Here is a 16,077-nt window from a genome sequence, read left to right as displayed (position 1 = left end):
GTGCCTTTAGTGCCGGTCGGCGGTCAGATCGTCGGCTGGCAAAGGCGAATAAACGGACCATTGCCGCGCGGCGCGGTCGTAGCGGCAAAGCGGCACGTCGAGGTTCGTTTTGGCGATCCAGAGCCGCACCGCTTCGTCGTAATCGATCGTCGGATCGTTCAGCCGCCATCCGGGCGGCGCCCAGCCGGAGTCGCCGTTCAGCGTCGGCAGGCCGAGCTTGGCGGAGATCCACATCGCGTCCCACTGCTTGCCGTCGGATGGCGTGCCGGCATCGACCATGAACGCGCGGCACTGCGGCGGCGCAGCCGGGACTGAAGCCAGCCGCGCGAGCTCGTCGCGGCGCGCCAGGCCGGCGGGCTGCAGGTTGATCTGCTCGATCATGCACAGCGCCGCGACCACGCCGGCGATCAGCTTGCGCCGGGTGCCGGCGGCGCGTGGGGCGCAGTCGAGCCAATATTGCAGCAGTACCACCAGCCCGGCGACCACCCATAGATTGACCAGCAGCTGGATGCGGGCGCCGGCGCGGATCGCCACGGCGCCCGGCACCAGATGATAGGGCAGCCAGAACGCGCTGAACGTCCCGACCCGCAGCGTCACTAGCCACGACAATCCCCACACCGCGACGCAGACGCTCGCGAACAGGAGCTGCCAGGGCATCGGGCGCGCCGGCGCGGCACGGCGCAGCCGCAGCAGCAGGATCACCAGCGCTGCAGTCATGAGCGGCGTGACGGCCAATGCGCGCTCGTGCTGGGCATCGCCGATCAGCCGCTCGACCAGCCAGCCCCACGTCAAATTGCGGAGGCCGACGTTGATCAAGTCGGTCGGAAACGGTGCAAAGCTGACATAGTCGCGGAACGATCGCCCGGCCTGCTGGTGCAGGGCCGGCAGATAGATCGCCAGCACCGGTATTGCCCCGATCGCAAAGCCTGTGATCGCCGCGCCGATCAGCGCTGCGCAGGAACCGGGATGTCGCCGGAGCAGCGCGATCGCCTCGCGGCCACGGAGCACCGCGATGGTGCCGAGCCCGAACAGCAGCGTCAGAGCGAACAGCCAGGCGACGTAGAACGAGGTCGCGAACAGCAGGCCGTAGCCGAGCCCGAAGCCGCCGGCACGCAGCAGCGACCATTTGGTCCAGCGCGGGAAATCCTCGACCGCCCACAGTGCCAGCAGCACCAGGCAGGGGACGTAGTACAGCGCAAAGAAATTCGGGTGCGCCTCCGCGGTCTTGAACATCAGATTGCTGGGGAAGGTCGCCAGCACTGCAGCGCAGATCGCGAACGTTGGCCTGAGCCGCAGGTAGCGGAGCCCAATCATGAAGCTCGCCGTGAAGCAGCACAGCGACAACGCGATGGCGAGAAACTGCGAGGTGAGAAATGGATCGAGTCCGAGTGCGCGGAGTCCCGCATAGGGCAGGGCGTCGAGCAGAAACGCATCGGTGTAACCGAGGACGTTCGGCTGAGGAAAATAGAATGCCGGCGACAGCAGTTCGGTGCGTCCCATCAACGCGGCGAACAGGTGTTCGTGCAGATATGCTATCAGCCGGCCGTCGCCGCCATTGCCGAATACCAGCGCGAACGACGTCAGCAGGCTGGAGCGAAAGGCGACAGCGGCGGCGGCAAGCCAGGCGGCCAGGGCCGCGAGCAGGATGGGTAGCGTCGGCGCGGCCGCGCGGTCGCGCAAGGAATGGGACGGCAAACATGTCTCCAGAGACGATTGCGGTTCTCTCTGGGCGACGAATCTATTCGAACGATGCCGATCGGAGTGTTTCCAGAAGTTCAGATCAAAAGATCGATCGCAGTCAGTTCGCGCATAATTGGCGGATGCGGATGAGCCAGTGGAACTCGATTCGCAAGATACTGCTTCCAAATATTGCCGAAGCTGCCGCCGGATTGGATCTGGGTGTCAGGGGCGATGTTTGCCGGGCGGTGGGATTTGGTGGCTCACGTCATCACCCCGACGACCGCCCCCATCAGGCAGGTGGTAATCGTGCCGGAGACGATCGACCTCAGACCGAGCGCGGCGATTTCTTCGCGGCGCTGCGGGGCCATTGCGGTCAGGCCGCCGAGCATAATGCCGAGGCTGCCGAAATTGGCGAAGCCGCACATTGCGTACAGCATGATCAGCTTCGAGCGCGGGTCGAGCGCACCCTCCGGCAGTTTCGCCAGCTCGACATAGGCGATCAGCTCGTTGAGCACGGTCTTGATCCCCATCAGCGAACCGGCTGTGACCGCCTGGTGCCACGGCAGGCCGAGCAGCCAGCACACCGGGGCCATCAGGTAGCCGAGCATCCGCTGCAGCGTGATGGCCTCGCCGCCGAGATGCGGCAGCAGGCCGAGCGCCGCGTTGGCGAGATACACCAGCGCCACCAGCACGATCAGCATCGCGATGATGTTGAGCAGCAGGTCGAGCCCTGCTGTGGTGCCCTTGACGATGGCGTCCATGCTGCTGACGGCGATCTGGCCGGGATCGGCGAGTTCTCCGCCGGTGGCGCGCGGCTCGGTTTCCGGCACCATGATCAGGCTCACCAGGATCGCGGCCGGCGCGCCGAGCACCGAAGCGATGACAAAATGCGCGGCGGCATCCGGCAGGATCGGCGCGAGCAGCGTGGCATACAGCACCAGCACGGTGCCGGCGATGCCGGCCATGCCGCCGGTCATCACCAGGAAAAGTTCGCTGCGGGTGAGCTGCGCGAGATACGGGCGGATAAATAGCGGTGCTTCGACCATGCCGAGAAACACGTTGGCCGCGGTCGAGAGCCCGACCGCGCCGCCGACGCCGAGCGTGCGCTCGAGCAGCCACGCCATGCCGCGCACCACCGGCGGCAGGATCCGCCAGTAGAACAGCAGCGTGGTAAGGACGCTCATCACCAGCACCACCGGCAGTGCCTGAAACGCGAGGATGAAATCGGCGCCGGGCGCCTTGACGTCGAACGGCGCGGGAGCGCCGCCGAGGTAACCGAACGCGAACGAGGTGCCGGCGCGGCTCGCCGCCGCGATCACCCCAACTGCGTCGTTGATTCCCCCGAAGAGATGGACCGCGCCGGGCAGCTTCAACATTGCGGCTGCGGTGGCCAACGTGACGGCAAGGCCGATCGCGACTTGCCGCACCGAGACACGGTCCCGATGTTCGCCGAACGCCCACGCGATCATCAGCAGCGCGAACACGCCGAATCCGGATTGCAATTGCAGCATGTCGTCCCCCGAGCCGAAGCCGATGGGTAGGCCAGGGCAGGGCGCGCTGGCAAGTCGACTAAAGCGCGGGACGCCAGCGTGCGGCCGTCATCGCGGCGACGTGGCGCCTGGCGACACTACGACCCGAACGGGTTGTGCTAGAAAGGCGCAACACCTCGGATGTCGCAGCCTTTGTGGCCTTGGAGCGCGGATGAGCGAACGGATCGTCGTCACCTACCATGTCGGCGCGCCGCCGGCGGAGATCGCCGCGCGCGCCGAAGCGCTGGCGATCGAGCAGAGTGTCGAGTGCCCGCTGGCGGCGGTGACGGAGCAGCGCATCCGCGATGACATCGTCGGCCGGGTCGAAGCGATCGTGCCGATCGGGGACGCGCGGTTTGCGGTGCGGATCAGTCTGGCGAGTGCGACTGCGCCGGCGGAACCAGGGCAGCTTTTCAACATGCTGTTCGGCAACAGTTCGATTCAGCCCGACGTGATGCTCGCCGATGCCGAGTTGCCGCCGGCCTATCCGGCCGCGTTTGGTGGGCCGAGGCTCGGCATCCCCGGCATCCGCGCCAAGCTCGGTGCGCCGCGGCGGGCGCTCACCGCCTCGGCGCTGAAACCGCAGGGGCTGGCGCCGGAGGCGCTGGCAGCGCTGGCGCATCGGCTGGCGCTCGGCGGCATCGATCTGATCAAGGACGACCACGGCATCGCCGACCAGGCGTTCAGCCCTTTCGCTGCGCGGATCCCGGCGGTGGCCCGCGCGGTGCGTGAGGCTTGCTCCGTTCGCAGCGCCGCCACGCTGTATGCGCCGCACGTTTCCGGCTCGCTCGACGACATGCGGCGGCAGCTCGACATCGTTCGTCGCGAAGAGCTGTCGGCCGTGATGCTGATGCCGATGATCGTCGGGCTCGCCAATTTCCACCTGATCGCCAAGGAGGCCGAGGGGTTGATCGTGCTGGCGCATCCGTCGCTCGCCGGGGCGCAGCGGATCGCGCCCGCTCTGCTGCTCGGCAAGCTGTTCCGGCTGCTTGGCGCCGACGCGACCATCTTCCCGCATCACGGCGGCCGGTTCGCCTATACGTCGGAGACCTGCCGCGCGCTGGCGGATGCCGCGCGGCGCGACTGGTACGATTTGAAGCCTTGCCTGCCGGTGCCGGCCGGCGGCATCGCGATTGATCGCATCAAAGAACTGCTGGCATTCTATGGCTCAGACGTGATGCTGCTGATCGGCGGCAGCCTGCTGGCGGCCGGCGAGCAACTGACCGAGCAGGCGGCGCGATTCAACGCGGAAGTGGCAAGCCATGGGCGATAACAATTCAGCCGCACCTCATTCGAACGCAGCCGAGCGCCCAGGCGTGCGCGCGCAGACCGCACCGGGCCGCTGGGACGGCGTTGCGATGATGCCGTACAAGCAGACCGCCGAGGCGCCGTTTCAGGACGTCTCGCGGCAATTGCTGTTCGCCGATCCGAACCTTGCCTGTGAATGGCGCTACTTCGAAGTGGACGAGGGCGGTTACTCGACGCTGGAGCGTCACGCCCATGTGCATGCGGTGATGATCCATCGCGGCCGCGGGCAGTGCCTGGTCGGTGAGACGATCAGCGACGTCGCGCAGGGCGATCTGGTGTTCATCCCGCCGATGACCTGGCATCAGTTCCGCGCCAACCGCGGCGACTGCCTCGGCTTTCTCTGCGTCGTCAACGTCACGCGTGACCGGCCGCAACTGCCGACGGCGGACGACCTCGCCGAGCTGCGCAGCAACTCGCAGGTGGCGGGGTTCATCCGTATCGGAGGAGAGTAGCTGCGGGTCAGTGCGGCGCGATCTCGACCGTGACGGTGTGGCGCTGCGCCGGCGCCTGGTTCTCCCAGTCCCGCACGTAATCGAATACCGCGGTGGCGCTGCCTTGTTTACGCGCGATGATGCGGAACGACCGGGTGCCGGGGACGCCGACCATCGGCTGGTGGACGACGTCGCCGCCGCCCCGGCTATAGCCGGCGTCGGAAATCTCGATCAGGTTGAGATTGCGGCTGGCCCGAGTGTCGAGATGCCAGCGGTAGCCGGTCGAGGGAGTCTCCTTCAGGCTGAAGCTGGCCTCGCCGCCGACCGTAACGTGCAACGTCTCGGCGGTGTCGTCGGCCCGCGGTGGCGCGACGCCTGCGACCAGCGCAATGCCGGCCAGCAGGCCGAGTAGCCCCAGTTGTCGAACGGTGTTGAACGATGCCCGCATCCTCACCCCCGAAATGAGGTTCCCGTTGCCCATATCCTTATCAATTCATTAACCCGCTGGGTGCAACGATCCACCATATTATGAAGGGGGCTTCCATGCGGATCGGAAGTGCAGTCTCTTACCAGAATGATATTGCGGTTCTGCAATTGCTGTCACGTTCGGCATCCGCGACCGCCAAAGGCACCGGCCAGTCTTTGGGCGGCGCGAGCTTTGGCGGGTTGAATACCTCGGGCTCCGCTTCCAATCTGTCGACCTACACCGCGTCCGGCGTGCTGTCCGGCGCCTCCGGAACGGTGGCGCTGATCAAAGCCATGGCGTCGTCGAGCACGTTCGCGAATGCCGCCAGAGGCGTGGTCGACGATCAGGTCCGCACGCTGGTGCGCGACGGCAAGATCGCGCAACTGCCGTTGCCCAAGGACTTCGATCCGTCGACGCTGAGTAGTGCCGAGCAAAACATCTATCATGTCGTCGAAGGCCTGCAGAGCCTCTACGGCGCCCAGCCGAAGATGCTCGATGACGCGCTCGCCAGCCACGTCAAGAACGTGGTGGACGGCTATCCTGAGATGATCGCGCGGATGAAGGACGGCCTTGCCAACGGCACGCTGCCGGAAAGCGACGGCTGGAAGGACGTGATCGCAAAGTCCGAGGCCGAACTCGAGGCCGCGCAACAGGGCCGGATCAAGATCACCGGGATCGACGATCCCACGCTGGTGAAGACCACCAACGAGTTCAACGTCAGGTTCGACGGTATCGGATGGAGTGGCTCCGGCACCAAGACGACGGCGAACATCCCGGCGCTGCAGCAGCTCACCGGCACCAGCAACGTCGTGGCCGGCGGCGGTCCTTACACCGGCAGCTATGTGATCAGTTGGTGATCGCCGCTCGCAGGCAGCTCAGCCGCGGCCGACGAACGGCATTTTGGTCGCCATCACCGTCATGAAAAGCACGTTGGCGTCGAGCGGCAGGCCGGCCATGTAAGCCACCGCATCGCCGACCGCCTTCGCGTCCATCCGCGGCTCGTGCTTGACCGATCCGTCCGGCTGCAGCACGCCGGGACCCTCGACCATGCGGTCCGTCATCGGGGTGGCGGCGTTGCCGATGTCGATCTGGCCGACCGCGATGTCGTAGGCGCGGCCGTCGAGATTGCTGGCCTTGGTCAGCCCGCTGATGGCGTGCTTGGTCGCAGTGTAGGCCGACGAAAACGGCCGGGGCGCGTGTGCCGAGATCGAGCCGTTATTGATGATGCGACCGCCGCGCGGGGTCTGATCCTTCATGATCCGGAACGCGTGCTGGGTGCACAGGAACGGTGCGGTGAGGTTGGTCGTCACCACCGCCTGCCATTGCGCCAGCGGCAGATCCTCGAACGGCACCGGCGGCGCGCCGATCCCGGCGTTGTTGAACAGCACATCGAGCCGGCCATAGCGCTTCACGGTGGTGTCGAACAGGGCGGCGATCGAGGTGGGATCGGCCATGTCGGCCTGCACCGGCAGGCTGTGGCCGATGCCTTCGCCGAGCTTCTGGGTCTCCTGCAGCAGCTCCAGCCGCCGGCCCGCGAGCACCACGGTGAAGCCGGTCTGCATCAGCGCCAGCGCGGCGGCGCGGCCGACGCCGGTGCCGGCACCGGTGACAATTGCGATCTTGGTGGCGGACATCGGCGTCTCCCCGAAGTGTTCTATCGTTGCGATGAGGCGCGTACCGTAAAGCCAGTCCGCGGCCGCAACAAGCCGACGCGGTCAGCGTTCGGCGACCGCTTCGGTGCCGGCGCGTTCGCCGCTCGCCTGCGGCACCGCTTTCGAAGCGGGGCGCTGACGTCGGCTGCGATAGGTCTCGACGGCGTGCCAGGCCCGGTCGGATTGCAGCGCCACCTTGCCCAGCAGGGTGCGGCCGCCGACGAACGAGGCCAGCGTCACCTGCTGATTGGCGAAGCGATATTTGTAGTCCTCGTCGCCGCACAGAAAATCGATGCTGGTGGCGCCGTGATCGATCGACCATCGGATGTAGTCGAACAACAGGATGTATCCGGGCGAACAGCGCTCGAAGGCGGAGTCGTAAGTTGTGACATAGGCCATCATGGTGTCGTGCTGCACCAGGTTGATGGTCATCGCCACGATGATGCCGTCGCGCTCGAGCACGAAGACGTGGAGCAGGTTCTTGTCGGCGAGCACCTTCGCCAGCGCCGGCAGCATCGGCGAGCCTTCGTCGAACAGTGGCGCAATCAGCCCGTTGCGCGCGCACCATGCACGCTTCAGCTCGGCGCAGCGCTGCAGCGCCGGCCCGAGCTGCTCGCCGGGCTCGAGCCGGCGGAATTCCACCTTGGCGCCTTCGGACAGGCTCTTCAGCGCGCGGCGGTAGTTGCGGCGGGCGTTGCCCGATTGCGAGTCGAACCAGGCCTGGCCGTTATCCCACGGGCCGACGACGCGTAGGCTGGTGGCCTGCCGGTGATGCCGACGCAGCGCGAGGCCGCCGCCCGTCGTGCGACGTGTCAGCGTGATCGCGGCTGCTGTTGGCAAAAGATGGGGCAGATACGCGGTGTCGAAGCCGCCTTGCGCGTTGACGTAATCCCACATCCGCACGGCCAGCGCCGGGTCGACGCCGGGCCGCAGCAGCACGTCGCAATAATCGGAATAATCCTTTGCGGCCCATTCGAGCACGCGGATGCCGTGGAGCCGGCAGGTCGCGAGCGGCATCACCGCATCAAGCGTGTCCCCGGACCAGGCTAGCACGATCACCAGTCCGCGCCGATGCGGGTCCGGTACAGCGTCCCACCACGCTGCGACCCATGCGTGGCTTTGGAACACCAGAGCGCCGGTTTGCTCCCATAGTGTTTCCCAGGCGCCGCCGACTTCCTGCAGGCGTTCGGTGGTCCGCACAATCTCAAGGCGTGTGTCCTGGGCCCCCGTCGCGCCGGGCTTGCTCGTCATCTCTCGTCCTTCGTCTCTCGGCCCACACGCAAGCAAGCGTGCCGTATGGATGACGGGCAACCTAGCATCGAGGTGCCGTCGTGTGAGTTACGCCGCAGGGGGAACAGCAGACACAGTTAACCTGACCGTGACGAGGGGGAGGCTGTTCTGCCGACGGACCGTCGATCAATTTGGAACTCATTGTAGCTCAGAAACGCGCGAGCCTACTGCGGCATCCTGTCCGCTCTGTCGTTTGCAATGCCTCTCACTCCGGCGAGATGGCCGAGCCGGTAGCGTGAGGCGCGATCAGCGGGCGGATCATATAGTTGGCGTCTGTGCCGTAGCTCTGAAGTTTGCGTGCGAGGCTGGGGGTGTTGTTGGGCGCGAAGCGGTAGTGGCCCCAGAATGGCACCGTTCCGCCGACCGCGACGAGTGAGACGTTGTCCGCGACAGCCGCGGCGTGATCGAACAATATCGCTAGCGCGGCGCCCGCCGCGCCGCCGCCGCGCGCCTGCGGCAGCAGCGCGATGTCGTGCAGGTAATAGGTCGATGCCGGCCGAGGCACGCTGCCGAGCAGCGCATTCAGCGCAGGCGGCTGCATCAGGTGCCAGGGATGACTGATGAGATAGCCGGCGGGGCCGTCCGCGTTCTCGAGCACGAGGCAACCGTCCGGATACAGCGCCAACCGCTCGGTGAACACCGCAGCGTCTTCAGGATAGGCCGCGTGCACCACCGCGGCGATGGCGTTGACGGCGGGGAGGTCGGCGGCCGTCATCGGGCGCCAGAAGGAGGCTGTGGCAGTCATGGGGCTAAAAATGGGACTACAATGCCGTCGCGACAGTCATTCCGTGATGTGTCCTGCGCGCGCCGGAATGTCGGATTCAGACTCACGCCTGCTCCTTGTAGGGCGGGCGCGGGATGTTCTTGTGGGCGGCTCGCAGCGCGGCGGACCAGCGCGAGCGGAGGTCGTGGAAGTAGGGTTCGCCGGCCTCGATGCGGTGGTTGAGGTCGGCTTCGCAGACGTCGGTCCGCACCACCAGCACGTCGATCGGCAGGCCGACGCCGAGATTGGAGCGCATCGTCGAATCCATCGAGATCAGGCTGGTCTTCAGCGCCTCGTATAGCTCGACGTCGAAGGTGATGGCGCGGTCCAGCACCGGCTTGCCGTATTTGTGCTCGCCGATCTGCAAATATGGCGTGTCGATGGTGCATTCGATGAAATTGCCGGCCGGATAGATCATGAACAGCCGCATTCGCTCGCCCTTGATCTGGCCGCCGAACAGGAACGACACCTCGTAGTTGATCTCTTCGGCCTTCAGCGCCTGCGCCTCGGTGGCGTTGACGTGGCGGATGACGCGGCCGATCAGTTGCGCCGCCTGAAACATGCTGGAGGCGCCGATCAGGGTCTCGCGCTCGCCGGTCTCGGCGTTCTCCAGCCCCTCGGTCAGGGTCGACAGCACTGACTGGCTGATCGACAGATTGCCGGCGCTGGCCACCGCCAGGATGCGATCGCCCGGCTTGCTGAAGACGTGCAGCTTGCGGAAGGTCGAGATGTTGTCGAGGCCGGCATTGGTCCGGGTGTCGGCGACCATCACCAGGCCTTCGCGCACCAGAACTCCACAGCAATAGGTCATCTCGTCCTCGAACGCACAGGTCTGAAAGGAAATACGACGGCGCGGAGCGCCGATCGGCCGCGGGACACTAGCCCATCCGTGCCGGCCGTCCAGCCCCCGAAAAGGTGCGGCTACTGCGACTGAAACTGCCGGCCGGCCTGATCGACCTTGACCGACACCGTCAGGGTCTCGACGCCGCCGCCGTAGCGAGTGCCGCGCACCGGCGCGGCGCCGAGATAGTCGAGCCCGATTGCGACGCGGGCGTGGGCGTCGGTGGTGCAGATGCCGTTGGCCGGATCGAACCCGACCCAGCCGAGGCCCGGCACATAGGCTTCGGCCCAGGCGTGGCCGGCGGGCTGCTGCGCCATGCCGTCGGCGCGCAGGAAATGGCCGGAGACGAACCGCGCCGGGACGCCGCCGGCGCGGGCGCAGGTGATGAACACATGCGCGTAATCCTGGCACACGCCGCGGCGCAGGGTGAAGGCTTCTGCCGCGGTGGTTCCGGAATGAGTGGGGTCGTCGTCGAACGTGATGTGCTGGTTGATCGCCGACATCAGCGCGTGCAGGAACGCGATCGTGTCGCCGCTGCCATCTCCGCGCAGCTCGCGGGCCAGCGCCTGCATCGGCGGCGTCAGTTCGGTGAGGTCGGTCGGGCGCAGGAACAGTTGCGGGGGAAACCGCTCGTCGGAGCCTCTCAGCACGCCGCCGGTGTCGGAGGTCTCGATCAGCCCTTCGGCGGTGATGGTGAGATCTTCGGTGGCACCGACCGTGAGCACATGGGTGACGTTGCCGAACGCGTCGTAATGCATGTCCAGGCGGGTGTCGGAGGAGACGTCGATCTGCCAGTCGGCGACGTATTGGCCGTCGTGGCTGCCGGGCGTCATCCGCAGCACCTGGATCACGCCGGTGGCGGGCGGCTCGTAGCGATAGTTGGTGGTGTGCGTGATGCGCAGGCGCATGGCGTCGGCAGTCCGGTTGCGGCGGGCGGGCGGTGGCGCGCGCCTATGCTCGATCAGATAAGATACTGCTTGGCGACGATTTCGCCGAGCCGGCTGTTGTCGGCGATGAATTCTTGAATGAATTCGTGGACGCCGCGCTGGAAGATGTCGTCCATGTTGGAATGCTCGAGCCGGTTACGGATCGCGCGGGCGTGGCGTTGCGCCGGACCCTGGCGGCCGTAGGCGACGCCGATCTGGTCGAGATTGCGCACCAGATTGCCGTAGCACGACGCCAGCGAGCGCGGCAGGCTGTCGTTGAGGATCAGCAGATCGGCGATCAGCCAGGGTTTGAGCGTCTCGCGATACACCCAGTGATAGGCGGTGAGCGCCGACACCGAGCGCAGGATCGACGACCACTGATAGTAATCGAGCGGACCGCCGACGTGCTCTTCTTCCGGCAGCAGCAGATGATATTTGACGTCGAGAATCCGCGCAGTGTTGTCGGCGCGCTCCAGATGCACGCCGAGCCGCGAGAACCAATAGGCGTCGTTGCGGAGCATGGTGCGATAGGCCGAGCCGTCGAACCGTAGCGAGGTCTCCTGCACGAAGCGCAGGAACTGGGTCAGTTGTTCGCGGGTCTTCGCGCCCTTGCTCCAGCTTTCCTGCAGTTCGATCCAGGCCGAATTGATGGTGTCCCACATCACGCCGGTCAGCGCGGTGCGGACCGAGCGCGCGTTCAGTCGCGCCGCCTCGATGCAGTTCCGGATCGACGACGGATTGGAGGTCGACATCGACAGGAATTCGACGACGTTGACCTCGTTGGCCTCGTCGTACTGCTCGTAGAAATTGGCGCTGACGCCGGCGGTGAGCAGTGCCGAGTCCCATTCGTTGCCTTGGCCCGAATAGGTGTTCGGCAGCGCGGTCACGCGCAGCGTGGCCTCGATGGTCCGCGCCAGATATTCGGCGCGCTCGACGTAGCGGGACAGCCAGAACAGGTTTTCAGCAGTGCGGGACAGCATGGCGGCTTCTTCTCCCTCCCCCCTTGCGGGGGAGGGGCGGGGTGGGGGGAGACACGAGGTGAGGCTTCCGTTGTGGATCCCCACCCCCGACCCCTCCCCGCAAGGGGGAGGGGAGCCGGCTGCAATTGCAGCCGCATTGATCGTGAACGACGAATCTACTCATCCAGCACCCAGGTGTCCTTGGTGCCGCCGCCCTGGCTGGAATTCACCACCAGCGAGCCTTCCTGCAGCGCGACGCGGGTCAGGCCGCCGGGGACGACGGTGATGCGCTCGCTGCCGGTGAGGACGAACGGGCGCAAGTCGACGTGGCGCGGCGCCAGTCCGGCCTCGGTGCAGGTCGGGCAGGTCGACAGCGCCAGCGTCGGCTGGGCGATGAAGCCTTCCGGCTCGCGCTTCAGCTTCTCGCGGAAGGCCTCGATCGTTGCCTTGGTGGCGGTGGGGCCGATCAGCATGCCGTAGCCGCCGGAGCCGTGAACTTCCTTGACCACCAGATCGGACAGATGGTCGAGCACGTAGGCAAGGTCGCTCGGCTCGCGGCAGCGCCAGGTCGGGACGTTCTTCAGGATCGGTTCTTCGTCCAGGTAGAATTTCACGATGTCCGGCATGTAGCTGTACACCGCCTTGTCGTCGGCGATGCCGGTGCCGACAGCGTTGGCCAGCGTGACGTTGCCGGCCCGATAGGCCGACATCAACCCGGGCACACCGAGCACCGAATCCGGGCGGAAGGTCAAAGGATCGATGAAGTCGTCGTCGACCCGGCGATAGATTACATCGACCCGCTTCAGTCCTTCGGTGGTGCGCATGAATACCTCGTCGTTCTTGACGACGAGGTCGCGGCCTTCGACCAGTTCGATGCCGAGCTTGTCGGCGAGGAACGAGTGTTCGTAATAGGCGGAGTTGAACACGCCCGGCGTCATCAGCGCGACGGTCGGCTCCGACGATGAATGCGACGGGGCGACCGAGCGCAGCGCGGTGAGCAGTTCGTCCGGATAGCGTTCGACCGGCGCGATGCGGTGCCGCGCGAACAGATCCGGAAACAGCCGCATCATGATTTCGCGGTTCTCCAGCATGTAGGACACGCCAGACGGGGTCCGGGCGTTGTCCTCCAGCACGTAGAAATGTTCGTCGTCGACCCGGACGATGTCGATGCCGGCGATGTGGACATAGACGTCGTGCGGAACCGCCTGACCGTTCATCTCCGGACGGAACACCGGGTTCTGGAAGATCAGATCGTCGGGAATGATGCCGGCACGCAGGATGTCGCGGCCGTGATAGATGTCGCGCAGGAACATGTTGAGCGCGCGCACCCGTTGCTTCAACCCGAGTTCCATCCGCGCCCATTCCCGCGCCGATAGAATTCGGGGGATGACGTCGAACGGGATCAGTCGCTCCTGCGCCTCGGCGTCGCCATACACCGCGAAGGTGATGCCGATCCTGCGGAACAGCAGTTCCGCTTCCTGGCGCCGATGGGTGAGGGCTTCGGGCGGTGTTTCGCCGAGCCAGCGGGACAATTCCTGATAGGCCGCGCGTACATCGCCGCCGGGGCCGTTCATTTCATCGAACGCAACTGCCATGAACCAGTCTGATTCCCAAAGATGCTGCGTGAGAGTGCAGCATGGAACACAGCAGTAGCAAGGGGCGGGCCAGCAGGATATGGAAGGAGTGGACGGTTTTTGACCGCGGGCTCACAATGTTGCCCGCAATTCGGGCGGCTTGCTGCCCAAATGAGTGGCAGACGTCTACGGAGACGGCAATAGCGGTAATTGCCGGGCACTGCGCAGCGGGGAAACGGAAGCATTCATGAGCGAGATCGTTACGGCGGGTATTCTTGTGATCGGCGACGAGATCCTGTCGGGCCGGACCAAGGACAAGAACATCGGCTTCATCGCCGAATACCTGACCAACATCGCGATCGATTTGCGCGAGGTCCGAGTGGTGGCCGACGACGAGGCGGCGATCGTCGAGGCGCTGGATGCGCTGCGCAATCGCTACACCTACGTCTTCACCACAGGCGGCATCGGGCCGACCCACGACGACATTACCGCGGACTGTGTCGCCAAGGCGTTCGGTGTCGGGATTGATTATCATCCCGAGGTGGTGGCGCGGTTCCGCGAACGCTTCTCTGAAGCCGAGCTGAACGAAGCGCGGTTGAGGATGACGCGAATTCCGGATGGCGCCGAGCTGATCCAGAGCGCGACCATCATCGCGCCCGGATTCAAGATCGGCAACGTGATCGTGATGGCCGGCGTGCCGTCGATCATGCAGGCGATGATGGACATCGTCGCGCCGACGCTGAAGTCAGGCGTCAAGATGCTGTCGGAGACGGTGAAGGCGAACGCGCGCGAGGGCGACATCGGCGGGCCGTTGCGCGAGATCGCCGCCGCGCATCCGGACGCGATGATCGGCAGCTATCCGTTCCTCGACGAGGAGCGCAAGCCGAACACCAATCTGGTGGTGCGCTCGCGCGATCCGGAGAAGCTGCAGCAGGCGATCGCGGCGGTGAAGCAGATGCTGGCGGATCTGCAGGTCGCGAAATAGCCCAAGACAGTCGTTCCCGTCATTGCGAGGAGCGGAGCGACGAAGCAATGCAGCAAACGCAAGCGCCGTGGCTCTGGATTGCTTCGCGGAGCCTGTGTCCGGACGGCGCTAAGTTGCCGATCCGGCTGCTCGCAATGACGAGGTTGTCGGAGTGGATAGATGACGCAAAGCGAACCGAGTGAACAGCAGCGGGCGGGCCGACCGTTCCCGGTGTCGTGGGATCAGTTTCACCGCGACTGCCGGGCGCTGAGCTGGCGGCTCAACGAGCTCGGACCGTTCCACGCGGTGATCGCCATCACCCGTGGCGGTCTGGTGCCGGCGGCGATCGTCGCCCGCGAACTCGGTCTGCGGGTGATCGATACGGTTTGCATCGCCAGCTACGAGCACGACAAGCAGGGCGAGCTGCAGGTGCTCAAGGGCGTCTCCGATCAGACCGCTACGCTCGGCGGCGGCACCGGCAAGGGCCTGTTGATCATCGACGACCTGGTCGACACCGGCAAGACCGGGCGAATGGTGCGGTCGATGCTGCCCGACGCACATTTCGCCGCGGTCTATGCCAAACCGAAGGGCCGTCCCTTGGTCGATACCTTCATCACCGAAGTGTCGCAGGACACCTGGATCTTCTTTCCCTGGGACACCGGGCTTTCGTTCCAGCCGCCGCTGAAGGATGGGGCGGCGTAGGGAGCTTGCGGTCGATTTGCGGGATCCAATGAGAGAACGAGACGGTTGATCAGAAAGGCGCTGCGGCGCGTCGCAGCGTAACCTCTCCCCGCGCGCGGGGAGAGGTCGGATTGCGCAGCAATCCGGGTGAGGGGGCATCTCTACTTGCCTGAGATATTCGGGTGGCTCGCTGCGATCGCCCGTGATCCGATTGCAGGCGCTCGGCCGCGTGGCGACGCCCCCTCATCCCACCCTTCTCCCCGCGCGCGGGGAGAAGGAACGCGTCGTGCGCGGGGATGGTTCTGGCCATGACGTTGATGAGGTCAGCATGACGCTGCAGAACCGCGTCACCCCGTTCGGCGACATTGTCGCGGTGCCGAGCCGTGGGATGTTCACCGGCAATCGCGGCATCATTCATGATCCGGCGACCAGGACGCTGCTCAATAGGCGCTGGTCGAGTCAGGCTTGGATCACCTGCACCTGCGAGTTCCGCGGTCGCCGCCGCGACGTCATGGCGACACGGAGCTGGACCGAGCTGTTCTTTCTCGACGAGGCGACCGCGCTCGCGGCCGGGCACCGGCCTTGCTACTACTGCCGCCGCACCGACGCGAACGCCTTCGCCGCCGCATGGGCGCGCGGCAACGGGCTCGCGGGCGTCAGCGCCAAACAGATCGACGTCACACTGCATCGCGAGCGGCTCGACGGTCGCACCAAGCGACTGCATCCGCTGCCGTGCGCGGTGGAGGCGTTGCCGGACGGGGCGATGGTGGCGGCGAGCGACTGCGCACGGCCGCATGCATCCGCCAACGCGCCGGCAGGGCAGATGTCGGCGTGCTATCTGATCGTGCGAGATCGTGTGCTGCTCTGGTCGTTCGACGGCTATCAGCTGGCCTATCACCTGCCGGCTGACGCGCTGCTAATCACGCCGCCGTCGACGTTGCGTGTATTGGCTGCCGGCTATCGTCCCGCGCTGCATCCGAGCGCGTCGACCAACTAGTCGTCCGTGAACAATT

16 protein-coding genes are annotated in these 16,077 nt (G+C 65.8%); 6 read left to right on the top strand and 10 right to left on the bottom strand.

Translation table 11 applies throughout. From position 1 onward, the window contains the following. Positions 1 to 6: 6 nt before the first annotated feature. Entirely contained in the window at positions 7 to 1,695 is a 1,689-nt protein-coding gene (locus M9H71_RS03555) for a hypothetical protein (RefSeq protein WP_455403723.1), read from the bottom strand. 245 nt (positions 1,696 to 1,940) lie between these two features. Continuing rightward, positions 1,941 to 3,191, bottom strand: coding sequence for a NupC/NupG family nucleoside CNT transporter (locus M9H71_RS03550; RefSeq protein ID WP_455403722.1), 1,251 nt, complete (start codon positions 3,189 to 3,191; stop codon positions 1,941 to 1,943). Positions 3,192 to 3,381: 190 nt separating this feature from the next. Here M9H71_RS03550 and M9H71_RS03545 point away from each other — a divergent pair, with 190 nt between their 5' ends. Together M9H71_RS03545 and M9H71_RS03540 are read left to right on the top strand one after the other, a co-directional pair. Continuing rightward, positions 3,382 to 4,482, top strand: coding sequence for a RuBisCO large subunit C-terminal-like domain-containing protein (locus M9H71_RS03545; protein ID WP_455403721.1), 1,101 nt, complete (start codon positions 3,382 to 3,384; stop codon positions 4,480 to 4,482). Further along, complete coding sequence (locus M9H71_RS03540; protein WP_455403720.1) at positions 4,472 to 4,969, top strand: cupin domain-containing protein; 498 nt, start codon at positions 4,472 to 4,474, stop codon at positions 4,967 to 4,969. Before M9H71_RS03545 ends, M9H71_RS03540 begins: the two co-directional genes overlap by 11 nt. A gap of 7 nt (positions 4,970 to 4,976) precedes the next feature. Here the strand turns inward: M9H71_RS03540 and M9H71_RS03535 are convergent, their stop codons facing one another. Next, a complete protein-coding gene (locus tag M9H71_RS03535) occupies positions 4,977 to 5,396 on the bottom strand; it encodes a protease inhibitor I42 family protein (RefSeq protein ID WP_455403719.1) in 420 nt (139 codons plus the stop codon). Between the two features lie 146 nt (positions 5,397 to 5,542). On the opposite strand from M9H71_RS03535, the gene M9H71_RS03530 reads away from it, so the two are divergent. After that, entirely contained in the window at positions 5,543 to 6,271 is a 729-nt protein-coding gene (locus tag M9H71_RS03530; protein ID WP_455403718.1) for a hypothetical protein, read from the top strand. Between the two features lie 18 nt (positions 6,272 to 6,289). Here the strand turns inward: M9H71_RS03530 and M9H71_RS03525 are convergent, their stop codons facing one another. The 7 genes from M9H71_RS03525 to M9H71_RS03495 form a co-directional block, all read right to left on the bottom strand. Beyond that, on the bottom strand, positions 6,290 to 7,048 hold the full coding sequence (locus M9H71_RS03525; protein ID WP_455403717.1) for an SDR family oxidoreductase: 759 nt from the start codon (positions 7,046 to 7,048) through the stop codon (positions 6,290 to 6,292). 81 nt (positions 7,049 to 7,129) lie between these two features. Then, positions 7,130 to 8,317, bottom strand: coding sequence for a GNAT family N-acetyltransferase (locus M9H71_RS03520; protein WP_455403716.1), 1,188 nt, complete (start codon positions 8,315 to 8,317; stop codon positions 7,130 to 7,132). 244 nt (positions 8,318 to 8,561) lie between these two features. Next, positions 8,562 to 9,101, bottom strand: a complete 540-nt coding sequence (locus M9H71_RS03515) for a GNAT family N-acetyltransferase (RefSeq protein WP_455403715.1) — start codon at positions 9,099 to 9,101, stop codon at positions 8,562 to 8,564. A gap of 82 nt (positions 9,102 to 9,183) precedes the next feature. Next, entirely contained in the window at positions 9,184 to 9,930 is a 747-nt protein-coding gene (locus M9H71_RS03510; protein WP_455403714.1) for a peptidase, read from the bottom strand. Positions 9,931 to 10,040: 110 nt separating this feature from the next. Beyond that, positions 10,041 to 10,868 (bottom strand): transglutaminase family protein, encoded by an 828-nt coding sequence (locus M9H71_RS03505; RefSeq protein WP_455403713.1) that lies wholly within the window; start codon positions 10,866 to 10,868, stop codon positions 10,041 to 10,043. A gap of 53 nt (positions 10,869 to 10,921) precedes the next feature. Further along, a complete protein-coding gene (locus M9H71_RS03500) occupies positions 10,922 to 11,866 on the bottom strand; it encodes an alpha-E domain-containing protein (RefSeq protein ID WP_455403712.1) in 945 nt (314 codons plus the stop codon). A gap of 155 nt (positions 11,867 to 12,021) precedes the next feature. Next, a complete protein-coding gene (locus M9H71_RS03495; protein WP_455403711.1) occupies positions 12,022 to 13,440 on the bottom strand; it encodes a circularly permuted type 2 ATP-grasp protein in 1,419 nt (472 codons plus the stop codon). 226 nt (positions 13,441 to 13,666) lie between these two features. Between M9H71_RS03495 and M9H71_RS03490 the strand changes: the two genes are divergently transcribed. The 3 genes from M9H71_RS03490 to M9H71_RS03480 all read left to right on the top strand — a co-directional run bounded on the left by M9H71_RS03490 (position 13,667) and on the right by M9H71_RS03480 (position 16,061). Beyond that, the gene (locus tag M9H71_RS03490; protein ID WP_455403710.1) at positions 13,667 to 14,404 is read left to right on the top strand and encodes a competence/damage-inducible protein A; all 738 of its coding nucleotides are present in this window, start codon (positions 13,667 to 13,669) and stop codon (positions 14,402 to 14,404) included. Positions 14,405 to 14,563: 159 nt separating this feature from the next. Continuing rightward, positions 14,564 to 15,085 carry a xanthine phosphoribosyltransferase gene (gpt, locus tag M9H71_RS03485; protein ID WP_455403709.1) on the top strand — a complete coding sequence of 174 codons (522 nt, stop codon included), beginning with the start codon at positions 14,564 to 14,566 and terminating at the stop codon, positions 15,083 to 15,085. Positions 15,086 to 15,392: 307 nt separating this feature from the next. After that, complete coding sequence (locus M9H71_RS03480; RefSeq protein ID WP_455403958.1) at positions 15,393 to 16,061, top strand: hypothetical protein; 669 nt, start codon at positions 15,393 to 15,395, stop codon at positions 16,059 to 16,061. The last annotated feature ends 16 nt before the right edge of the window (positions 16,062 to 16,077 follow it).

The sequence above is a fragment of the Rhodopseudomonas parapalustris genome (assembly GCF_053772255.1).
The sequence above is the reverse complement of the archived record's forward strand: the minus strand, read 5'-3'. Positions and strand labels throughout refer to the sequence as shown.